The sequence below is a fragment of the Cellulomonas sp. S1-8 genome (assembly GCF_026184235.1).
In the GTDB taxonomy this organism is placed as follows: domain Bacteria; phylum Actinomycetota; class Actinomycetes; order Actinomycetales; family Cellulomonadaceae; genus Cellulomonas.
This window is the reverse complement of record NZ_CP110806.1, coordinates 699,045-719,055: the sequence shown is the minus strand read 5'-3', so window position 1 is coordinate 719,055 and position 20,011 is coordinate 699,045. Positions and strand designations below refer to the sequence as shown.

Here is a 20,011-nt window from a genome sequence, read left to right as displayed (position 1 = left end):
GAGGTCCGACGAACCCGACGAAGCACCCGGACGGGCAATCTGGCCCGAAGGGGTGACGAAACGCCTACTGGTCAGTAGCGTGCGCAGGGTGCGGGGCTGTGACCTCAGCCATACCCGCGTATGACGTCCGGCGGTCGTCCGCGACCGCCGCGACACCTGACCGCTTCTCGTCGTCCGACACACCGGGATGAGCCTTCCATGCCACGTCGTCTGCTCGCCGGCCTCACGGCCGCGTCCGTCGCCCTCACCACCGCCCTGCTGGCAGCCCCCGTGGCGAGCGCGGCACCACCGGACGACCTGTCCGGCCTGCTCGTCGCGAGCGACGTCCCCGTCGACAGGGTCGAGGGCGTCGGTGACGCGCTCGCCGAGGCGGAGGGCGCCGTCACCGCGTTCGTCGAGCTGACGACGCCGTCCGGCGTCGAGGTCACGGCCGACGGCGGCAGCCCCGCCCAGGTCCTCGCCGCGGCCGACGCCACGCAGGACGCCGCGCAGGAGCTCGTCCCGGCCGAGGCGTCCGACGCGGCCGCCCGGACGTCGCAGGCCGCACCGCAGCGCCTCGCGACCGTGACGAACCTCGTGTCGGGTGCGCTGGTCGTGGGCGACGCCGCCCAGCTGCGCGCCCTCGCCGACGACCCCACGGTGCTCTCCGTGCGGCTCGTCGCCGCGCGCACGCTCGACAACGCCGCGCAGGTCGAGTTCACCCGCGCCCTCGCGACGTGGCAGGACACGGGCGTGCTCGGCCAGGACGTGACCGTCGGCGTCATCGACACCGGCATCGACTACACGCACGCCGCCTTCGGTGGGCCCGGCACCGTCGAGGCCTACGAGGCCGCGTACGGCGAGGACGGCACCGCACCGGTGCCCGACGGCTCGTTCGACCCCGCCAAGTACCTCGGCGGCTACGACTTCGCGGGCTTCGACTACCACGCCGGCGGCACGCCCGCGCAGCGCGTCCCCGCCCCCGACGTCAACCCCATCGACGTCAACGGGCACGGCACCCACGTCGCCGGCACGGCCGCCGGGTACGGCATCACGCCCGACGGCGAGACCTTCGACGGCGACTACACCGCCCTCACCTCGGTGCTCGACTGGCCCGTCGGCCCCGGCACGGCACCCCGCGCCGGCCTCTACGCGCTCAAGGTCTTCGGCGACATCGCCGGCTCGACCGACCTGACCACGCTCGCGCTCGACTGGGCCGCCGACCCGAACGGTGACGGCGCCTACGACGACCGGCTCGACGTCCTCAACCTGTCGCTCGGCGCCGCCGGCGCACCGGCCGACGACCCCGAGTCCGCGCAGGTCGCCGAGCTCACCGCGCTGGGCACGACCGTCGTGCTGTCCGCCGGCAACGAGGGCGACATCGAGGACATCGGCGGCTCCCCCGGCAACGGCTTCTCGGGCCTGACGGTCGCCTGGTCCATCGGCAAGGACCTCGCGTTCGACGGCCTGCTCGTCACCGAGGCGTCCGACGAGGCCCTCGTCGGCCCGTACGCCGGCCAGAACTCGGTGAGCTACTCCGGCGAGGACGTCACGGCGCCCGTCACCTACCTCGGCGCCACGTTCGACGGCTGCACCGCGTTCACCGCCGAGCAGGCCGCCGCCGTCGCCGGCACGATCGCCTACCTGTGGTGGGACGACGACGACGCGACCCGCGCGTGCGGCTCCGGCATGCGCTTCAACAACGCCGCGGCCGCAGGCGCGGTCGGGGTGATCCTGCCGACCGAGCTCGACGTGTTCGCCGCCGGCATCGCCGGCAACGCCGCCATCCCCGGGTTCCAGCTCACCGCCGCGGCCACCGACACGCTCCTGCCGGAGATCGAGGCAGGCACGCTCGTCGCGCAGATCGGCCCGTCGCTGGCACTCAGCGCACGCCAGGACGTCGCCCCCGACACGCTCAGCTCGTCGTCGTCGCGCGGCGTGCACGGCTCCCTCGGCTGGGGCAAGCCCGACGTGGCGGCACCCGGCCAGCAGATCGTGTCCGCGAACGTCGGCTCCGGCAACGGCGGCACGTCGAACAACGGCACGTCCATGGCGGCGCCGCACGTGGCCGGCATCGCGGCGCTCGTCCGCGAGGCCCGCCCGGGCTGGTCGGCCGCGCAGATCAAGGCCGCCATCGTCAACACCGCGACCCACGACCTCGCCACCGAGGCCGGCGGCGACCTGTTCTACGGCCCGGCCCGCGTCGGGTCCGGTCGCGTCGACGCGCTCGCCGCGGTCACCAACGAGACGCTCCTGTACAACGCGGAGCGGCCGCAGCAGACCTCCGTCAGCTTCGGTGTCGTCCCGCTGGCGGACGAGCCGGTGACGATCCGCAAGGCCGTCACCGTGCAGAACCTGGGCTCGACGGCCCGCACCTACAGCACGCAGGTCACGTCGAGCACCACGTCCGGCGACGCGACCATCACGGCCGCACCCGCGAGCCTGCGGGTGCCCGCCGGCGGCACCGGGATCGTCACGCTGACGTTCACGGCAGACCCCGCAGGCGTCGCGCGCGACATCGACCCGACGCAGCAGGTCGAGCAGATCGAGGGGCTCCCGCGCGAGTTCGTCTCGCAGGTGTCCGGCCGCCTCGTCCTGACGTCCGGCGACACCCAGTGGCGGCTGCCCGTGCAGGGCACGCCGCGTCCCACGACCGACCTCGAGGCGGCGGACGTCACGTTCCCCGACCCGACGGCGGGGACGGCCGAGCTCGCGTTCAGCGGGCGCGACGTCGTGTCCGACGGCTGGTACGGGCTCGCCACGCCGCTGATCCACGCGGCCGACTCGCCGCGGCTGGAGCAGCTGCCGGCGAACGCGCAGACGTCCCGCTCGACGATCGCTGCCGGTGACATCCGGCACGTCGGCTGGGCGTCCAGCGCACCCGCGGTCGAGGCCGCGGGCGGCGACCCGGCCGCCGACGGCTACCTGGGCGTCGGCATCGCGACCGACGGCGACTGGGCGGTCCTGGGCCACTCCCTGCAGCCGTGGGTCCTGCTCGACACCGACGGTGACGGCGAGACCGACGTCGCGTCGATCGTCAGCAAGCTCACGGACACCGACTACTCGATCGTCGAGACCTACGACTGGGACTCGGGCGACCTGCTCGTCGATCCGGAGCTGCTCTACCCGTTCGGCGGCGACATCGAGATGGGCGCGTTCGACAACAGCACGGTCGTCGTGCCGATCCCGCTCGCCGCGCTCGGCATCGAGCCGGGCACGCAGGTCGGCGTGCGGACGCAGATGCGTAGCTCCTACGCCTTCCCCGCCGACGGCATCGTCGACGAGGTCGAGTCGTTCAGCGTCGACCCGTACGACCCGCCGCTGTGGTTCGAGTCGAACATCGGCGCCGACTTCGTGTCCCAGACGTTCGACGGCGCGACCGTCGCCGTCCACGGCGGCCCGGGGGCGGCGGACGCCGACGTGCTGGTGCTGCACCACCTCAACGGCACGGGCGACCGCGCCCAGGTCGTCGGGGTGACCGTGCCCGACGTGATCGAGACCACGACCACGTTGGACGTCGAGTCGGTGTGGATCGCCGGCGAGGAGACGCTGTTCCAGATGACCGTCAGCCCGCGGGAGGCCACGGGCACGTTCACGCTCTACGACGGGGACACCGAGCTCGGGACCACCGAGGTCGTCGACGGGGCCGGGGTCTGGAGCAGCTACACCCTGGGTGCCGGTCCGCACCTGCTGCGCGCGCAGTACACGCCCGACACGCCCTTGTACGCGCCGTCGTCGTCACCCGTCGTGGAGATCGAGCTCGCACCGTCGGCGTCGACCACCACGCTGAAGGTCACGCCGGCCGTGGTGCGGTACGGGCAGCCGGCGGTCGCCACCGTGACGGTCACGGGGCAGAGCTGGGCACCGTCGGGACCCGTGACGATCCGCGAGCGCGGCCGGGTCGTCGCGACCGCCGACCTCACGGTCGACGGGCTCACGGGCACCGCGACGATCGAGCTGCCGCGGAACCTGCGGGTCGGCACGCACCCGCTCGTGGCGGTCTTCGAGGGCACGGCCGACGTCGAGGCCTCCCAGGGCACCAGCCAGGTGCGGGTCATCCAGGGGTACTCGACGGCGACGCTCACGACGGAGTCGTGGACCGTGCCGTCGGGGAGCACCCCGACCGTCACCGTGCGAGTCGACGGTGGTGCGGGTTCGCCGCCCGCCACCGGCCGGGTCGTCGTGCTGCTGGGCGTGCGGCCCGTCGGCTACTACACGCTGGTCGACGGCGCCGCCGCGGTGAGGCTGCCGGCGGTCAGGTCGTCGACCGTCGTGACGGTGCTGTACCTCGGCGACGACGGCTACCTGCCGACCGCGACGGCACGCGTCTTGCGCGTGGGCTGACGCCCGCAGACCGCCGACGAGCGGGTGTCGACCGGGCGTCCGTCCGGGCGACACCCGCTCCGGCGTGTCAAGGCGCACCCCCCTGCGACCGATTGTCCCCACATGGGACTGGACCGACGGACACCGCAAGGGAGCGGATCCGTGCTGCCCACACCCCACGGACCAGCCGATGCACCCGTACCCGCGGGTGCGGCGGACGTCACCGTGGAGGCGGGCCGCACCGTGGACGAGGTCGCGCTGCTGCGCGTGGTCGAGCATCTCGCGGAGGTGCCGGACATCGAGGACGGGGCCGAGGATCCGGGGGACGAACCCCCGGCTGAGGCGTCGGCGGGCGACGAAGCGGCGGGCGAGGGGTCGGCGGGCGACGAGACGGCGGTCAACGAGACGGCGGTCGACGAGACGGCGGTCGACGAGACGGCGGTCGACGAGACGGCGGTCGACGAGGACGCCGAGGACACGGCGGCCCCTGAGGGCGAAGCCTCGGACGTCGCGGGCGACGAGGACGCACCGGACGAGGACGCACCGGACGAGGACGCACCGGACGACGCCGCGTCCTCCCCCGACGCGGCACCCGTCGACGTGGTCGGCCCCGTGGCCGCCGCACTGTCCGACACGCGGCACCGGATCGACGAGCTGAACCCGGCCGAGCGCATCTTCCTCGCGCAGCAGCGCGCGCTGATCGGCGACCTGTGCCCCGACACCACGGACGCCGCGGCCGTCGGCGCGCTGTTCGACCGCGTGCGTGCGCAGTGGCGGGACGCGGAGGACCCGCCGGACCCGGGCCCGCTGGCCGACGCGTTCGGTGTCGCGCTCGGCGACCTGGTGTGCGCCGAGGCACCCGACCTGGGGTGGGCGACCTGCGCGGACCGCTTCGGCACGGAGATCGTCCTGGCACGCGAGGACCCCGAGGTGCTCGTGTACCCGATCGCGGCCGTCGCGCAGTCCTGGCAGGCGGCGGCGCCCGGCTGGTTCATCACGCACCTCGCGAACGTCGTGCGCGGCGTCGTGCCGGACCTCACGCCCACCGACGTCTGACGTCCCACCGGCCCGTGGGCCCGGCGCCTCGCCGTCCCCCGCGAGGCGCTGGGGCCCGCGTTCGGTGCACGGAAGGGACGATTAGCCGCGAGTCGGCTCACGTCGGGCACCGGACGTGCCGATACTGGTGCGGTGACGACGTTCGACGACACCGGCATCTTCGAGCTGGTCGACGCTGACCAGCACGAGTCCGACCCCCCGCGCCGCGGTGCGCGGGTCGTCGTCGTGCTCGTGGTCGCCGCCCTGCTGGTCGCCTCGGGGGTCGTGTGGCTCCTGGCGGTCGGCGGTTCGGGTGGGCCTGCCGCGGAGCCGATGTCCGTGGGGCTGCTCACCCGCGAGGCGCAGCCGACGGACGAGCTGACGGCCGGCGTCGTCGACGAGACGGGCATCGACCCGTCGAGCTCGCGGTTCGCGGTCCGCACGACGGCCGGCCAGCACTACGCGGCTCTGCGGTGGAACGGTGACCTGTGCCTCGTCGTCGTGCCGGACGGTGACGCGGCTCGTGCCGTGTGCGTCGCGTCCGCCGCCGCCGCGACCGTGACGCTCACGGGCGCGGACGGCTCACGCGTGCGCCTCGGGACCGACGAGGCGCCGGCGCCCGACCCCGCCGAGGGCTGGCGCGCCGCGGGGACGAACATCTGGGTCCTCGACGCACCCGCCGCCGACTGAGTCCCGCTCCGTCCCACCGCGCGCGGTAGTCGACGGCCCAGCGCGGTAGTCGTCTCCCCTGCGCTCGACGGTCGTGTGCCGCGCTCGCCGGTGGCTGTGGGCTCAGGTGGCGCGGCGCGCGGCGGCGTCGGTGAGGACGTCGACGAGGCGTCGCACGCTGGACGCGATCCCCCAGCGCTCCGCGAGCGCGACCAGCGCGTCGGGGTCCGCCGGCGTGGTCGGCAGCCGGTCGTCGACGTCGGCGACGGGCGCGTCGGGGGCGACGGTGACGACGAGCGGCGCGACGGCCAGGTAGTCCGCGGCGTCCGTGAGCCGGGTCCGCTGGGTCGCCGTCAGCCCGCGGTCCCCCGCGTCGCGGGCCGCGAGCACGCCCTCGAGGGTGCCGTAGCGGCCCAGCAGCGTCGCCGCGGTCTTCTCCCCGATCCCGGGGACGCCGGGCAGCCCGTCGCTCGGGTCGCCGCGCAGCACCGCCATGTCGGCGTACGCCCGGCCGGTGGGCACGCCGTACTTCTCCTCGAGCACCGACTGGTCGACGATCAGCAGCTCCTTGACGCCCTTCACGGGGTAGAGCACGCGCACCGGCACGGCGTCGTCGACGAGCTGGAAGAGGTCCCGGTCGCCCGTGACGACGTCGACCGCGGCACGCGTGCCCGCCGGGCGGGCCGCCTCGCGCGCGACGAGCGTGCCGATGACGTCGTCGGCCTCGTACCCCGCCGCGCCCAGCCGCGGGATCCCGAGCGCCGCGAGCACCTCGACGATCACGGGCACCTGCGCCGTCAGCGCGTCCGGCACCTCCTCGGCACCGGTGGTGCCCGGCACCTCGTGCGCGACGCGGTGCGCCTTGTACGACGGCAGCGCGTCGACGCGGAACGCCGGCCGCCAGTCCTCGTCCCAGCACGCCACCAGGCGCGTCGGGCGGTGGTCGACGACGAGCCGCGCAACCATCTCCAGCAGCCCGCGCACCGCGTTGACGGGCGTCCCGTCGGGTGCGCGCACCGAGTCCGGGACCCCGAAGAACGCCCGGAAGTACAGCGACGCGGAGTCGAGCAGGAGCAGACGTCCGGCGGGGCCGGCGGTGGCGGTCATGGAGGCACGCTACCGAGCGCCGCCGACAGCCACGAGGGCGCGTCAGCCCACGCTCAGGTCCAGCTGCTCCTCGACGACCGCGATGACGCTCCACGTGGCGCCGTCGGCGTCCGTCAGCTCCCAGGCGGGCACGAGCAGGCTCGCGCCCGTGGGCGTCCCCAGCAGGGTCACGCCGAGCCGCGCACCGGTGAGCGTCACCTCCTGCACGGGCCACGCCACGGGGTCGCCGGCCGAGGGCACCGGCGGCACCGTGGGCTCGTCGGCGGGCGCCTCCATCGTCGCGGAGTCGTCGGCCAGCATCTCCCCCGACCGCGCGGCCAGCGGCATCATGCCGCCGTACGACGCCCCGAACCGCGGGTCGTTCAGCCGCTCGACGGCCTCGTCCGCGCTGATGTGGTCGTACGTCCCGAGCTCGACGAGCGAGGCCAGCGGGCCGGACACGGACTGCACGCCCGTCCCGGCGAGCTGGACCGACCAGCCCAGCCCGGTCTGCGTGCCGTCGACGACCTGCGCGCCCGTCACGCTCACGAGCCCGGGGATGCCCGTGTCGTCGGACACCGTGAGCTCGTACCCGTCGGAGGGGACGCCGAGGCGCGACATCAGGTCGCGCGCCGCCGCGATCGCCGCGTCTCCCGTGGGGGTGCTCGCGGGGTCGCACACGCTGGGGTCGGCCGGGGGCGGGTCCTGCGGCAGGGCCGGCTCGGACATCGCCTGGTCGTCGGGCAGGGTGCGGGCGTCGCCGGGCGCGGGCACCGGCTCGACGGCCGGGACCGGGTCCACGGCCACGTCCGGCTCCGCCAGGTCCGGCTCGACGACGCCCGGCTCGGCACCGCCGGCACCACTGCCGTCGAGGGTCTCGGGCAGGCCGCTGCTGCACAGCGACGGGTCCCACGCCCGGTCGTAGAACCACATGTGCGCCTGCCCGTCGATGCCGACCTGCACGCTCGCGCCCATGCCGTCGTTCGCACCGACGACCCACTGCCCCCACTCCTGCCGCGGCTCGCCCGCGACGCCCAGCACCGCGGCCACGCGTGCCGTCGTCGCGGCGGTCGCCGCCGACGACGCGTCGAACGTCCACGCGCGCGCCGACCCGGCAGCGCCCTCCAGCCCGCTGCCGGTGAAGACCGTCCGGCCCCCGAACCAGCCGGGTGCGATCCTGCTGGTCATCGCGTCGCTCGAGGCCATGGCGCTCTCCGGTGCTCCCAGACCGGCGCCGGCGCCCTGGGCCCCGGCGGCGCCCTGCAGCGCGATCGGCGGCGCCGCGGGGTCGTCCGTCCCGGCGGCGCCGACCGCGTACCCGCCGCTGCCGACCAGGGCGACACCCGCCGCGACGGCGGCGACCTGCAGCCAGCGCGCGGGGACTCCGCGCCGCGCACGTGCGGCGGCAAGCTCGTCCGCGGGCGGTGCCGCACCGGTGGCCGCGGCGCCCGACGTCGCGGTCGCGGCGTCCGCGCCGAACGCCACGCCCGTCGCGTCGGCGAGGTGGGAGTGCAGCCGGGCGGTGTCCGGCGTGGCGCCGACGGCCGGGTCGGCGGCCCGCACGCGGGCCACGGCGGCGTCGGACGCGCGGCCCGTCGCGTCGTACGGCGCGTCGTCCGGCGCACCGCCCGGCGCCGTCATCGACCGGTCGGCGGCGACGGCGTCGCGCGGGTCGTCGCCGGGGGTCGGGGTGGCGCGGGGGTCGCGGGGGTCGGTCATCTGGTCCTCCTGGGGGGCGTGCGGGCCCGATCGGGTTCTACCCCGTCTGTGTGCCGGGCACGCCGCGTCTTGCACCGGCCCGTCGTCCGGCCGCCCCAGCCCCTCCGGCCGGTCCTCCGGCCGGTCAGGCGCCGGCGGCCTCGAACGCCGCCCGCAGCCGCGACCGCGCGCGCGACAGCGCCGCGTCCGCCCCGCCACGCCCGATGCCGAGGGCCGCCGCGAGCCCCTCGCCCGTCAGGCCCTCCCAGGCGTGCAGCAGCAGCACCTCGCGGTCGCGGGCCGACAGTCCGGCCAGCACCGTGCGGACCGTCTCGTCGCGCACGGCGCGCAGCGCGGGGTCGTCGGCGTCGGTCTCCTCCGGCACGTCGGCGACGAGCACGGGTCGGCTCTTGCGCCGGTGGTTCGCGACGACGTACCCCGCCGTGCGGTACAGCCACGGCAGCTCCGCACCCGCGGGCACGTCGGCGCGTCGGCGCCACGCCACGGTCAGGACGTCGGCGGTGAGGTCCTCGACGTCGGACGGGCCGACCCGTCGCACCACGTACCGGTGGACGGCCGTCGCGTGCGCGTGGACGAGCCGCGTGAACCACGCGGCGTCGCGCGGACCGTCGGCGCCGGGATCCGGACCGTCGGCGGCGGCGTCCTCGCCGGCGCCGGGGGCAGGGTGGGCGTCGGTGTCGTGCTCAGGGTGCGCGGGCACTGCGGCTCCCGGGTCGGGCGTGCGGGCGGACGGGTGTGCGGGCGGCGCGGTGCGACCACCGCCCTCACCCTCCCGGTGTCGTGGCACGCGCGGATCTTGCACGTCGTCGTGCACCCGTCACCGCCCGCCCGCGCCGCCCGCCCGCTCGCGCCGCCCTGCCCGCGCTGTCAGAGCTCGTCAGAGCCCGTCGGCCACGATCGCCGTCGCCCGCAGCCACGCGTCGCGCGTCGCCGGGCGCAGCGCGGCGTGGTCGATGGGACCACCCGTCACGAGCGCCTTGTCGTGCGGGACCTCGACGACGGCACGCGTCAGCGCACCGAAGTGCGAGCGCAGCCGCAGGCGCAGGTCCTTGTCGACCTTCGGCTCGGGGAACGACAGGATCGTCACGGCCTGCCGCACCAGCTCCTCCTGGCCCGTCGCCCGCAGCGCGTCCAGCGCCCACGCGGCGGACTGCGCGGTGTCCTCACGGAGCGTCGAGACGACGACGAGCTGGTCGGCCGACTGCACCGCGGCCTGCCAGTTGGAGGCGCGCATGTTGTTGCCGGTGTCGACGACGAGCACGCGGTAGAACTGCGTCAGCACGTCGTGCAGCGACCGGTACGACGCCGCGTCGACGCTCTCGATCGACGCCGCGTTCTCGTCGGACGCGAGCACGTCGAACTGCTCGTCCTGCTGCGTGCGGACGAACGCGTCGAGGTCGCCGATGCGCAGCGTGCCGCGCTGCGTCAGGTCCGGCAGCGCGTGCAGCAGGTCCACCGCGGTGCGCGTGTGGTCCCCGTGCGACGACCGCCAGCCCAGCGTGCCGCGCGTCTCGTTGTTGTCCCACGCCAGCGTGTAGCCACCGCGGGCCAGGCCGAACGTCGAGGCCAGGAGCATCGTCGCGGTCGTCTTGTGCGCGCCGCCCTTGGGGTTGACGACGACGACCGTGCGCGGACCGTCGAACGTGCGACGGATCGCCTCGATCTGCGAGCGCCGGGCGCGCTCGGCGGTCCCGGGGCGCGGGGAGACGGCGCCGAACGTCAGGCGCCGTACGGTGCGCTGCCAGCCGCGCTCGGCGGGGCCCTCGTGGGCCGGGTGGCGGGCGGCGAGCAGGTCGTCGAGCGTGGGCAGCGACGTCGTGTCCGACGCCCGGCGCTCGGCCCGCGTCTCACCGCGCGCCTCGGACCTGCTCTCGGCGCGCGCCTCGGTCCTGCTCTCGGCGCGCGTCTCGGCGTACGTCCCGTCGCCGGCGGGGTCCGGGGCGACCGGGGTGGGCGCCGACATCACCGACGGCGCCTCCGCGACGACCGACGGCGCCTCCGCGACGACGGGCGTCGCGCCGGTCGGGACGACGGGTGTCGCGCCCGTCAGGACCGCGGGCGTCGGGGTGGACAGCGCGTCCGGCTCCGTCCACGCGGCGGCCACGACGGGCACCGGTGCGCTCAGCGGCGCGAGGTCCGACTCGTCGGCCTCGTCGACGCGACCGTCGGGGTGGATGAGCAGCGCCCACAGCCCGTCGGGGTCACGCACCTCGACCGGCAGGGGCCGCCCGGCGTCCGCGGCGATCGCGGCGATGCGCGACGTCACCGCCGCCCCCGCCTCGGCGAGGTCCGCCATCGCGATCGTCTCGCGGACGCCGTCGACCGAGATCTCGCCCGTGCCGTCCTCGCGGACCTCGGCGAGGATCAGCGGCAGTCGCGCTGCCGCGTCCGTGCCGTCCGTCGCCGCGGACGTGTCCGTCGCGGTGTCCGGTTCCGTGACCACGTTGCCGCCCTTGCCCCTCATGTCTGCTCCCTACGTCCTGCCCGGCACGCGACCTACCGTCACCGGCACCCCGCAGGCGCGAGCACGCCACATCCTGGACGAACGTATCGCCAGACCTCGATCCGCGCACAACGGAGGGCTCCGCGGCGCGCGGCGCGCACCTGCACGAACACCCGCCGACCGCCCGCGGGACCGGGGCTCAGGTGGCACGACCCCTCACCGCGAGCGGTCGATCTCGGCAGCAGCACGACGCGCGGACCGGCTCACGGTGGTGGGTAGCGCCACTCGGGCTCGAGCGCCGACGGCAGCAGCAGGCGCACCCCCCCACGCTCGGCCTCGCGGGAATCGGTGAAGGCATGGGTGGCGGTCAGCATCCGGACCGCGGCGTCGAAACCGCCGTAGTCCATCTGCGCGGTGTGGCGCCGCGCGTAGCCCAGGACGGTGACCAGGCCGGAGGGTTCGGCGTGCGTCGTCGCCTTGACGAGGGCCGACATGTAGTCCGCGCGCAGGATCGTCGGCAGGACGACCCGCGTCTCCGCTCGCGCGGTCAGCTCGGCGTTCATCGTCAGGCGCGCGACGCGTCCGTTGCCGTCCGCGAACGGGTGGACCTCGCTGACGAGGAACATCGCGTAGACCGCACGTGCGAACGGGTCGAGGAGGCCGTCGGCGAGACGCCAACCCTCGCGCAACGTCCCCTCGACGAGGTGCGGTGCGACGAACTCCGTGACCCCGGCGCGGTTGGCGCGATCCTTGAACCGGCCCGGCCCGGCCGCAGGCCGTCCCTCCATGACGTGCCGGTGGCGCGCGCGCACGAGCTCCACGAAGTCGCCCGGATCACGGGTGACCGCGCCGCCGAGCGCGTCGTCGACGATCGCGGCGTACGTGCCGAGGACGTCGTGGGCGTCCTCGGGCCGCGAGTCGGGCACCTGGTGCTCGACGACGATCCGCCGGGCCTCGTCGACCGTGAACTCGGTCCCTTCGATGAAGTTGGAGAAGTACGCCTCGAAGAACGGCGTCACGGACCCGGGGGCGGCGGGCAGGACCTGGGGCGGGACGTCCGCGAGCCGGCCCACGACCCGGGCGAGCGTGTCGAGCCGGGCGGCGTCGACACCGTGACCGATCCGGGCCGACCGCATCGCCGTCGACGCCGTCTCCACCGTCGGACGGCCGCCTCGGGCGGACTCGACGAACACGGCGACGGACTCGCCCTGCGCGACCAGGTCCGCGTCCGCCGCGTAGCGCGCGACCGCCTCCAGCACCCGGTCCACCTGCACCGCCGCCCGGGAGGCGACGAGGCGGGCGACGTGGTCGTGGAGCTCCGCTCGGCTCAGGGTCGCGGGCGGCCGCCCACCGACGGCCCGGCTGGGTCGTGCGTTGTCGACGACCCATCGCGCCTCGGTGGCCCACCACAGCGCGTCGGCCAGCCGGACGTCGCCGTGTGCAGGACCTGGTCCCGGCACCGACACGATGGTGAGTCCCGGCAGGACGAGAGGGCGCGCCCGCCCACCCGCGACGAACAGGACACCGTCGACCGGCGCCCCGGTCGGGCCGGAACGTGCCGTCACGACGGCGCCCGGCACCGTGAGCGCGGCGACGTCCCGCCACCCCCGGCGCACCTGCTCGTCGAGGGGCGTCGTCAGGTCGTCGGTGTACAGGCCGCGGGTGACCCGTCGGAGCCGCCCTGCTCGGTGCTCGACGGCGGTACGACCGTCAGCGGTGAAGAAGGTCATGCCGCTCCCGTCGAGAACCGTCGTCTACGACCGCCACCCTACAGGAAAGTGTCGATTAGAGCACGGAAGTGTCGGATAGAGGCGGCGGCCCTCGCAACGCCCCACCCGTGGCCACCTGCCCACCGGACCGGCCGGTCCGATCCCGGCTCGCGTACCTCGCCCGGTCAGCACCTTCCCTCCGGCACGTCCAGGGTGTGAAATGTCTCTGTCTGTCCTTCTCCACACCCTGCCGGTCACCGGCTGCGCGGGCGGGGCAGCCCAGGGGGAGCATTGTCCATCGGTCGACGCGGTGACAGGGTCGTCGCCGCACGTCCCGCCGCCCGGCTGCGTGGCGTCCTGCGCCGCCTCCCGCGGGGCGGGCCGGCGCGCTGGACCGGGGCCGCCACCGCCTCGGCGGTCGCCGTCCCGCTCGTCCTGGTCGCGGTGCTCGGCCAGGGTCACGCGATCCGCGAGCTCGCGCAGACCAACGGCAGCGCGTGGGTCGCCTCGCCCCAGCAGGGCATCGTGTCCCTGGTGGACGGCGCGTCCGACGCGGTCGCGGCGGCCCTGCGGGTCCCGCCGGCGGCGACGCTCGAGGTCGAGCAGGACGGGTCGTCCGCGTACGTCGTCGACGACGCGGCGGGCACCGTCGCGCGGATCGACGGTGCGACGTACGAGGTCACGGCACCGATCGCGTTCGGGACGCCCGGCGGGTCGCTGTCGGTGCTGCAGGGGGTCGACGACGTCTACGTGCTCGACGCGACACGACGCACCGCGACGGTCGTCGACCCCCGGACGCTCGGCGCCCTGGACGAGGTGTCGCTCAGCGCGCGTCCGGGGCCAGGGCAGGCGGTCGTCGACGACGACGGGCGCCTGTGGGTCGTCGACGACGAGGGCGGCGGGCTGACCTGGTTCGACGGCACGCACCACGTGCAGCGGGACGCGGCCGACGCGGACGACCGCCTCGTCCTGGTCCGCGGGCGGCCGGTGCTCGTCGACCCCTCGGGGCGCACGGTCGCACCGCTCGGCGACACCGGCGCCGTGGGCACCCGGTCGTGCCTCGAGGTGCGTGCAGACGACACCGTGCAGGTGCTCGGCTCGACCGACCGCGACGAGGTCTACGCGACGATCGCCGAGACCGGGACGCTCGTGATCGCCGCGGTCGGCCGGGACGACTGCGGTCGCGTGGTCCCCGTCGAGGAGCCCGGGACGCCCGTGGACTTCGGCCCCCTGGCCCAGAGCGGTCGCTTCCTCTTCGTGCCCAACCACCTCACCGGGCAGGTGGTCGTGGTCGACCTCCGCGACGACGCGGTGGCCGGGCGGCTGGACCTCACGCCCGCCGGCAACCGGCTGCAGCTCGTCGCCAAGGACGGCGTGGTCTTCTACAACGACCTCGACGGCGACGCCGTCGGCGTCCTGCACCTGGCCGGCGGGGTCTGGGTCCAGGGCGCGGCGCTGAGCAAGTACGACCGGGGCGACGGCGAGCCGGTCGCGGTCGTCACCCCCGACGAGCCCGACCCCGTGCCGGACGCCGGCGCCCCGGCCCCGGACGCGGGGACGCCGGAGGCAGGGCCCACGCCACCGGTGCGGGAGCCGGACACCGCACCGTTCGGGCAGCCCGCGGCCCCCTGGCCCCCGACCGGACCGTCGGTGCCGGGCCCCGGCGGGCCGGGCCCGGTGCAGCCGACGCCGAGCCCCAGCCCGTCGAGCCCCGCACCGACGACCCCTCCCCCGCCGACGCGGGTCGCCGTGCAGGTCACCGTGGCCGGCGCCGGCCGGGTGACGAGCACGCCGGCGGGCATCGACTGCCCGGGCACGTGCGAGGCGCTGGTCGCCCCCGGCACCGAGGTCACGCTGACCGCCGTCCCGGGACCGTCGGCGGTCCACCTCGGCTGGTCCGGGGCGTGCAGCGCGGTCCCGGCCGGGGAGCCGTGCCGGATCACCGTGCAGAGCGCGGCGGCGGCGGGAGCGACGTTCGGTGACCCGCCCGCCCGCGCCACCGTCGTGGTGACCGTCGTGGGGCCCGGCTCCGTCGTGAGCGACCCGCCCGGCCTGACCTGCGACCCCGCGTCCAGCCCGTGCACGGCCGACTTCAGCCCCGACGTGACCGTGCTGCTCACCGCCGTGGCCGACCCCGGGTCGCGGGGCGGGACGTGGGCCGGCGACTGCTCCAGCCGCCACTGCGAGCTCCCACCCGGCGCCGGCGGGACCGTCACCGCGACGTTCGTGCAGCCGCAGCTCGTCACGGTCACGGAGCCGACCGGCGGCCGGATCACCGGGCCGGGGATCGACTGCCCGGGCGACTGCGACGAGTGGGTGGACGAGGGCGCGGTCGTGACCCTCACGGCGACGCAGGACGAGGACGCCCGCTTCGTCGCGTGGGCGCAGGACTGCAGCGGCACGTCCACGACCTGCGATCTCACCGTCGACACCGACCCGGCCGTCGGGGCGACCTTCGAGCCGTACCCGATCGGCTCCTTCGCCGGTACGTGGCACGACGTCGACGGGACCACCCTGCAGGCGGTGGTCACCGCGACCGGTGCCGCGTCGGGCGCCTTCGAGTTCTGGGGCTCCTGCGCGCCGACCGGGTGCTACTGGGGGAACAAGCCGGGCACCGTCTCGGGTGGGACGGTCTTCGTCCTGTACGACAACCTCAACGCGGCAGACCGGCACGTGACGCTGAGCCGCGACGGCGCGCTGCTGCGGGCAGAGGTCTACTCGGACTACTACGACGACCGACCGAACCGGACCGACGTGTACCTGTTGTCCCGCGCGGGATGACGCAGCGGGCCACGACGGCCCGAGAAGTCACTCGTCCGTGTCGACCTCGAACCACACGCACGTGCCGCCGTCGGGCAGCCGGGCGGACCCCCAGCTCGTCGAGAGGGCCTCGACGAGAGCCATGCCGCGCCCGCTGGGCGCGGTGGGCTCGGGGTGGCGGACCGTCGGGGTGCCGCCACCACGGTCCGTGACGGCGACGCGCACGACGTACCCGTCCACCCGGACGGCCACCCGGACGGGCTCGCCGGAAGGGCCGTGGACGACCGCGTTGGAGACCAGCTCACCCGCCAGCAGCTCGATGACCTGGTTCGACGCACCCCCGACGCCCGCGCCCGCGACCGCCCGCATCACCCAGTGCCGCGCCTGCCGGGGGGTGGTGCGCTCGGCGACCAGGACGATCTCGTCGTCGAGCAGGGGCGGAGGTGTGCCGCGGCGGCTACGAAGGTCCCGGACGTCTCCCACGTGCACCAGCGTGCACGAGGTCGGCGTGTCGCGCCGCTCGGACCACGACCCGGACACCCGACCTGGGGGTCAGGAGGCGCGCATCGGGGCCACCCAGCCCTGGGGCGGCATGCAGAACCAGAGGGCCGCGTAGAGCAGCACCTGGGTGCCCGGCAGCACGATCGACACCACCAGCAGGAGCCGCACGATCCAGGGCTCGATCCCCAGCTTCGCGGCCACTCCCGCGCACACGCCGGCCAGCCAGCGACCCGTCTGCGGCCGCACCAGACCGGCCCGTGCGAACGCCCCGCGTATCCCGTCCATCGGTTCTCCCTGCTCGTCGTCTCATCGACGTCGGCACGTCGCCTGCCGTCAGTAGGACGAGTCTGGCGGATCCGCGCACCGCTGCGCCTCCGGGACCGTCCCCCATCCGTCCCTGACCCGACCCTGGTGCGGGCCCGGACCGCCCCGGCGCGGTGAGGGGTCGAGCGCGTCTGAGGTACCTCAGACGCGTCCACGGGCGCCGGTGTGGGCGGTCGACCGATGTACGGGTGCCGCCCTCAGGACGACCGTGGAGGACGTGCCGGGGAAGGTCCGCCGCCGGCACGACGGGGACGACGTGGAGGCCGCGGGCCGGAGGCGAGGAGGACGACATGAGCATGGAGCTGTGGGGCCCGGCGCTGGACGCGGAGATCGCGTACCGCCGCGAGTCGCTGGTCGAGGGGCTGCGCCGGGCGCGCGAGCGGCGACCGGTGCGGGCGGCGTCCGCACCCGTCGGGGGCGGCGCGCGCGCGGTCCGTCGTTCCCGACGTCGGTGGTGGCTGCTTGGATCGGGGACGTGGCACGTGGCCCGATGAGCACACCGTTCGTGGCACGCGCGGAGCAGGTCGCCCGGCTGACCGAGGCGCTCGACCGCGCGCGCTCCGGCGCGCCGTCCCTCGTCCTGCTGGGCGCGGACGCGGGCGTCGGCAAGACGCGCCTGCTGCGGCACGTCGGGCACGTGGTCGCCGCGGACGGCGCGCGCGTCGTGACGGGCCACTGCGTGGACCTGGGCGAGATCGGGCTGCCGTACCTGCCCTTCGCCGAGGCGCTGGGCGTGCTGCGCACGCTGGACCCCGACGCGGTCGCGGGCGTCGTCGCGGCGCGGCCCGCGCTGGGGCGGCTGCTGGGCGGGGGCCCGGGGGTCGCCGCCGGGGCCGACGTCGCGTCGTCGTCGGGCACCGACGAGCGACGCGAGCTGTTCGAGGGCGTCGTCGAGGCGCTCACGGCGTGCGCGTCGCCGGGCCACCCGCTGCTGCTCGTCCTGGAGGACCTGCACTGGGCCGACGCGTCCAGCCGGGACCTGCTGCGGTTCGTCGTGTCGCGCCTGGCCGCGCAGCCCGTCCTCGTCGTCGCGACGTACCGCACGGACGACCTGCACCGCCGCCACCCGTGGCGTCCCGTGGCGGCAGAACTGGCGCGGCACCCTCGCAGCGAGCACCTCGCGCTCGCGGCGTTCGCAGGCGACGAGCTGCGGGAGTTCGCCGCGGCCGTCGCCGGCCACCCGCTGCCCGACCCCCTGCTGCACCGGCTGCGCGAGCGCGCCGAGGGCAACGCCTACTTCACCGAGGAGCTCATCGAGGCAGGTGCGGACTCCGACGCGCTGCCGTGGTCGTTGACCGACGTGCTGCGCACACGCGTCGAGCGGCTCGACGCGACGACGGTGCGGCTCGTGCAGCTCGCGTCCGCGGCGGGCCGGCGCGTCGCCGAGCCGCTGCTGCGGGCTGCTGCCGACGCGGCGTCGCGCCCCGGTACCCCGCAGGACTCCGTGGACGCGGCACTGCGGGAGGCGGTCGCGCAGCACGTGCTCGTCGTCGAGGACGGCGCGATCGCGTTCCGTCACGCGCTGCTCGCCGAGGCCGTCTACGGCGACCTGCTGCCGGGCGAGGCCGCCGCGGCGCACCGTGCGTTCCTCGTCGCGCTGAGCACGGCCGACGACCCCGGGGCCGCCGCACAGCGGGCCGCGCACGCGCTGCGCGTGCCGGACCTCACGGTCGCGCTGACCGCGTCGTGGGAGGCCGCGCTCCAGGCCCGGCGCGTGCTGGCCCCCGCGGAGCAGCTGCGCCACCTGCAGGTCGTCCTGCGGCTGTGGGACGCCCTGCCGGACGTCGCCGCGACCCTGCCCGAGCCGCACGCCGCGGTGCTGCGGCTCGCCGCCGGCGCCGCGAGCAGCGCCGGGGAGTCCGAGCGCGCCGTCCAGCTCGCCCGGTCGGCGCTGGCCGCCGCGGGCGAGGACCCCGTGGCGCGCGCCGAGGCCCGCACGGTCCTGGCACGGCACCTGCTCGGCCTGGAGCAGGTCGACGCCGCGCTGACCGAGGCGGCGACCGCCCTCACCGAGCTGCCCGGCTCCCCGTCCTCGCAGCGCGCCTGGGCGCTCGCGACGTACGCACGCGCGGCCCTCAACCTGGGCCGCGAGGACGAGGCCGAGGAGGTCGCGACGCGCGCGGCGCAGATCGCGCGCGAGGTCGGCGACGCGGCGGCGGAGTCCGACGCCCTGACGACGAGCGCCGTCGCGGAGCGCCTCGACCACGAGCGGTCGACGCGCCTGCTCACCGAGGCCCTGGCCCGCGCGACGCAGACCGACGACCACGCCATCGAGCTGCGGATCCGCTTCAACCTCACCGCCACCTGCTACTACGCGGGCGACCTCGCCCGGGCCGCTGCCGAGGCGTCCGCGGGCCGGCGGCGCGCGGTCGAGCTCGGCATGACGTGGGCGCCGCACGGCGTCGACCTGCGGATGCTCGACGCGCTGGTCCGGTTCGTCCGCGGGGACCTCACGCCCGCACCGGCAGCGGACGCCGACGGCGCCCCCGGGTACGCGCGAGCGCTGGTCGCGGCCATCGACCTGTACGCCGCGACGGCCCGCGGCGACACCGACGTGGTCGAGCGCGCCCACGCGCTGGCGCCCTGGTGGGCGCGCGACGCGCTCGTCGCGCTGGTCGCGGGCGGCAACGCGGTCGACGCCCTGACGTGGCAGGGGCGCACCGCGGCCGCACGCGAGCACGCCGACCGGGTCGACGCGCACGTGCGCTCCCTGTGGTCGCCCGAGTACCTCGGGGGGATCTGGTTGACGGCACTGACGCTGGCCGCCGTCGCGGACGAGACCGTCGCGCGGCGGTCCGCGGGTGACGACGTGACGGAGCTGCTCGCCGAGGCCGACACCCGGCTCGCACGCGTCGAGCACACCGCCGAGCACGGCCGGCCGCGCGGCGGGCGGCTCGGCCCCGAGGGCCGCGCGTGGCTGGCCCGCGCACGGGCCGAGCACGCCCGCGCGACGGGCACTGCCGCCCCGGACCTGTGGCGCGCCGCCGTCGCCGAGCTCGCGTACGGGCACCGGTACGAGGCCGCGCGCACCCGCTGGCGCCTCGCCGAGGCGCTCGTCGCGACCGGGGACCGTGCCGCGGCGCGGACGGAGGCAGGGGCCGCGCTCGCCGAGGCCCGCGCACTGGGCGCGACACCGCTGGCCGACGCTGTCGCGGACCTCGTGCGGCGCGCGCGGCTCACCGCCGGCGGTGCGGCGGCGTCGACCGCCGACGTCCTGACGGCCCGCGAGGCCGAGGTGCTGGGGCTCGTCGCACAGGGGCTGTCGAACCGGCAGGTCGGGGAGCGCCTGTTCATCTCCGGCAAGACGGTGTCGGTGCACGTGTCGAACCTGCTGGCCAAGCTGGGCGCGTCGGGCCGCACCGAGGCCGTCGCGATCGCCCACGAGCGCGGCCTGCTGGGACGCCCCCGCGACGACGCCGACGGCGGGGAGCGCGTGTCGGCGCCCGGCCCTACGGTGTGAGCC

At 76.0% G+C, this 20,011-nt stretch carries 13 protein-coding genes; 6 read left to right on the top strand and 7 right to left on the bottom strand.

All coding sequences use genetic code 11. The features are described 5' to 3' along the window. Positions 1-198 precede the first annotated feature (198 nt). From OKX07_RS20390 to OKX07_RS03335, 3 genes are all read left to right on the top strand, one after another. On the top strand, positions 199-4,323 hold the full coding sequence (locus OKX07_RS20390; RefSeq protein WP_322746821.1) for a S8 family serine peptidase: 4,125 nt from the start codon (positions 199-201) through the stop codon (positions 4,321-4,323). Between the two features lie 141 nt (positions 4,324-4,464). Continuing rightward, a complete protein-coding gene (locus OKX07_RS03340; RefSeq protein ID WP_265630449.1) occupies positions 4,465-5,358 on the top strand; it encodes a DUF3806 domain-containing protein in 894 nt (297 codons plus the stop codon). Positions 5,359-5,490: 132 nt separating this feature from the next. After that, the gene (locus tag OKX07_RS03335) at positions 5,491-6,027 is read left to right on the top strand and encodes a hypothetical protein (protein ID WP_265630448.1); all 537 of its coding nucleotides are present in this window, start codon (positions 5,491-5,493) and stop codon (positions 6,025-6,027) included. Positions 6,028-6,129: 102 nt separating this feature from the next. Here the strand turns inward: OKX07_RS03335 and OKX07_RS03330 are convergent, their stop codons facing one another. The 5 genes from OKX07_RS03330 to OKX07_RS03310 all read right to left on the bottom strand — a co-directional run bounded on the left by OKX07_RS03330 (position 6,130) and on the right by OKX07_RS03310 (position 12,984). Continuing rightward, positions 6,130-7,113 carry a 5'-3' exonuclease gene (locus OKX07_RS03330; protein ID WP_265630447.1) on the bottom strand — a complete coding sequence of 328 codons (984 nt, stop codon included), beginning with the start codon at positions 7,111-7,113 and terminating at the stop codon, positions 6,130-6,132. 42 nt (positions 7,114-7,155) lie between these two features. Beyond that, positions 7,156-8,811, bottom strand: coding sequence for a hypothetical protein (locus tag OKX07_RS03325; RefSeq protein ID WP_265630446.1), 1,656 nt, complete (start codon positions 8,809-8,811; stop codon positions 7,156-7,158). A gap of 124 nt (positions 8,812-8,935) precedes the next feature. After that, a complete protein-coding gene (locus tag OKX07_RS03320) occupies positions 8,936-9,511 on the bottom strand; it encodes an RNA polymerase sigma factor (protein WP_265630445.1) in 576 nt (191 codons plus the stop codon). 177 nt (positions 9,512-9,688) lie between these two features. Beyond that, positions 9,689-11,275, bottom strand: coding sequence for a MinD/ParA family ATP-binding protein (locus tag OKX07_RS03315; RefSeq protein ID WP_265630444.1), 1,587 nt, complete (start codon positions 11,273-11,275; stop codon positions 9,689-9,691). Positions 11,276-11,517: 242 nt separating this feature from the next. Beyond that, positions 11,518-12,984, bottom strand: a complete 1,467-nt coding sequence (locus OKX07_RS03310) for a Fic family protein (protein ID WP_265630443.1) — start codon at positions 12,982-12,984, stop codon at positions 11,518-11,520. A gap of 270 nt (positions 12,985-13,254) precedes the next feature. On the opposite strand from OKX07_RS03310, the gene OKX07_RS03305 reads away from it, so the two are divergent. Then, positions 13,255-15,744, top strand: coding sequence for an InlB B-repeat-containing protein (locus OKX07_RS03305; RefSeq protein ID WP_265630442.1), 2,490 nt, complete (start codon positions 13,255-13,257; stop codon positions 15,742-15,744). Positions 15,745-15,771: 27 nt separating this feature from the next. Here the strand turns inward: OKX07_RS03305 and OKX07_RS03300 are convergent, their stop codons facing one another. Both OKX07_RS03300 and OKX07_RS03295 read right to left on the bottom strand, forming a co-directional pair. After that, positions 15,772-16,206 carry an ATP-binding protein gene (locus tag OKX07_RS03300; protein ID WP_265630441.1) on the bottom strand — a complete coding sequence of 145 codons (435 nt, stop codon included), beginning with the start codon at positions 16,204-16,206 and terminating at the stop codon, positions 15,772-15,774. Positions 16,207-16,275: 69 nt separating this feature from the next. Next, positions 16,276-16,509, bottom strand: coding sequence for a PspC domain-containing protein (locus tag OKX07_RS03295; protein ID WP_265630440.1), 234 nt, complete (start codon positions 16,507-16,509; stop codon positions 16,276-16,278). Positions 16,510-16,838: 329 nt separating this feature from the next. Here OKX07_RS03295 and OKX07_RS03290 point away from each other — a divergent pair, with 329 nt between their 5' ends. Continuing rightward, on the top strand, positions 16,839-17,042 hold the full coding sequence (locus tag OKX07_RS03290; RefSeq protein ID WP_265630439.1) for a hypothetical protein: 204 nt from the start codon (positions 16,839-16,841) through the stop codon (positions 17,040-17,042). Beyond that, positions 17,039-20,008, top strand: a complete 2,970-nt coding sequence (locus tag OKX07_RS03285) for a helix-turn-helix transcriptional regulator (protein ID WP_265630438.1) — start codon at positions 17,039-17,041, stop codon at positions 20,006-20,008. Before OKX07_RS03290 ends, OKX07_RS03285 begins: the two co-directional genes overlap by 4 nt. The last annotated feature ends 3 nt before the right edge of the window (positions 20,009-20,011 follow it).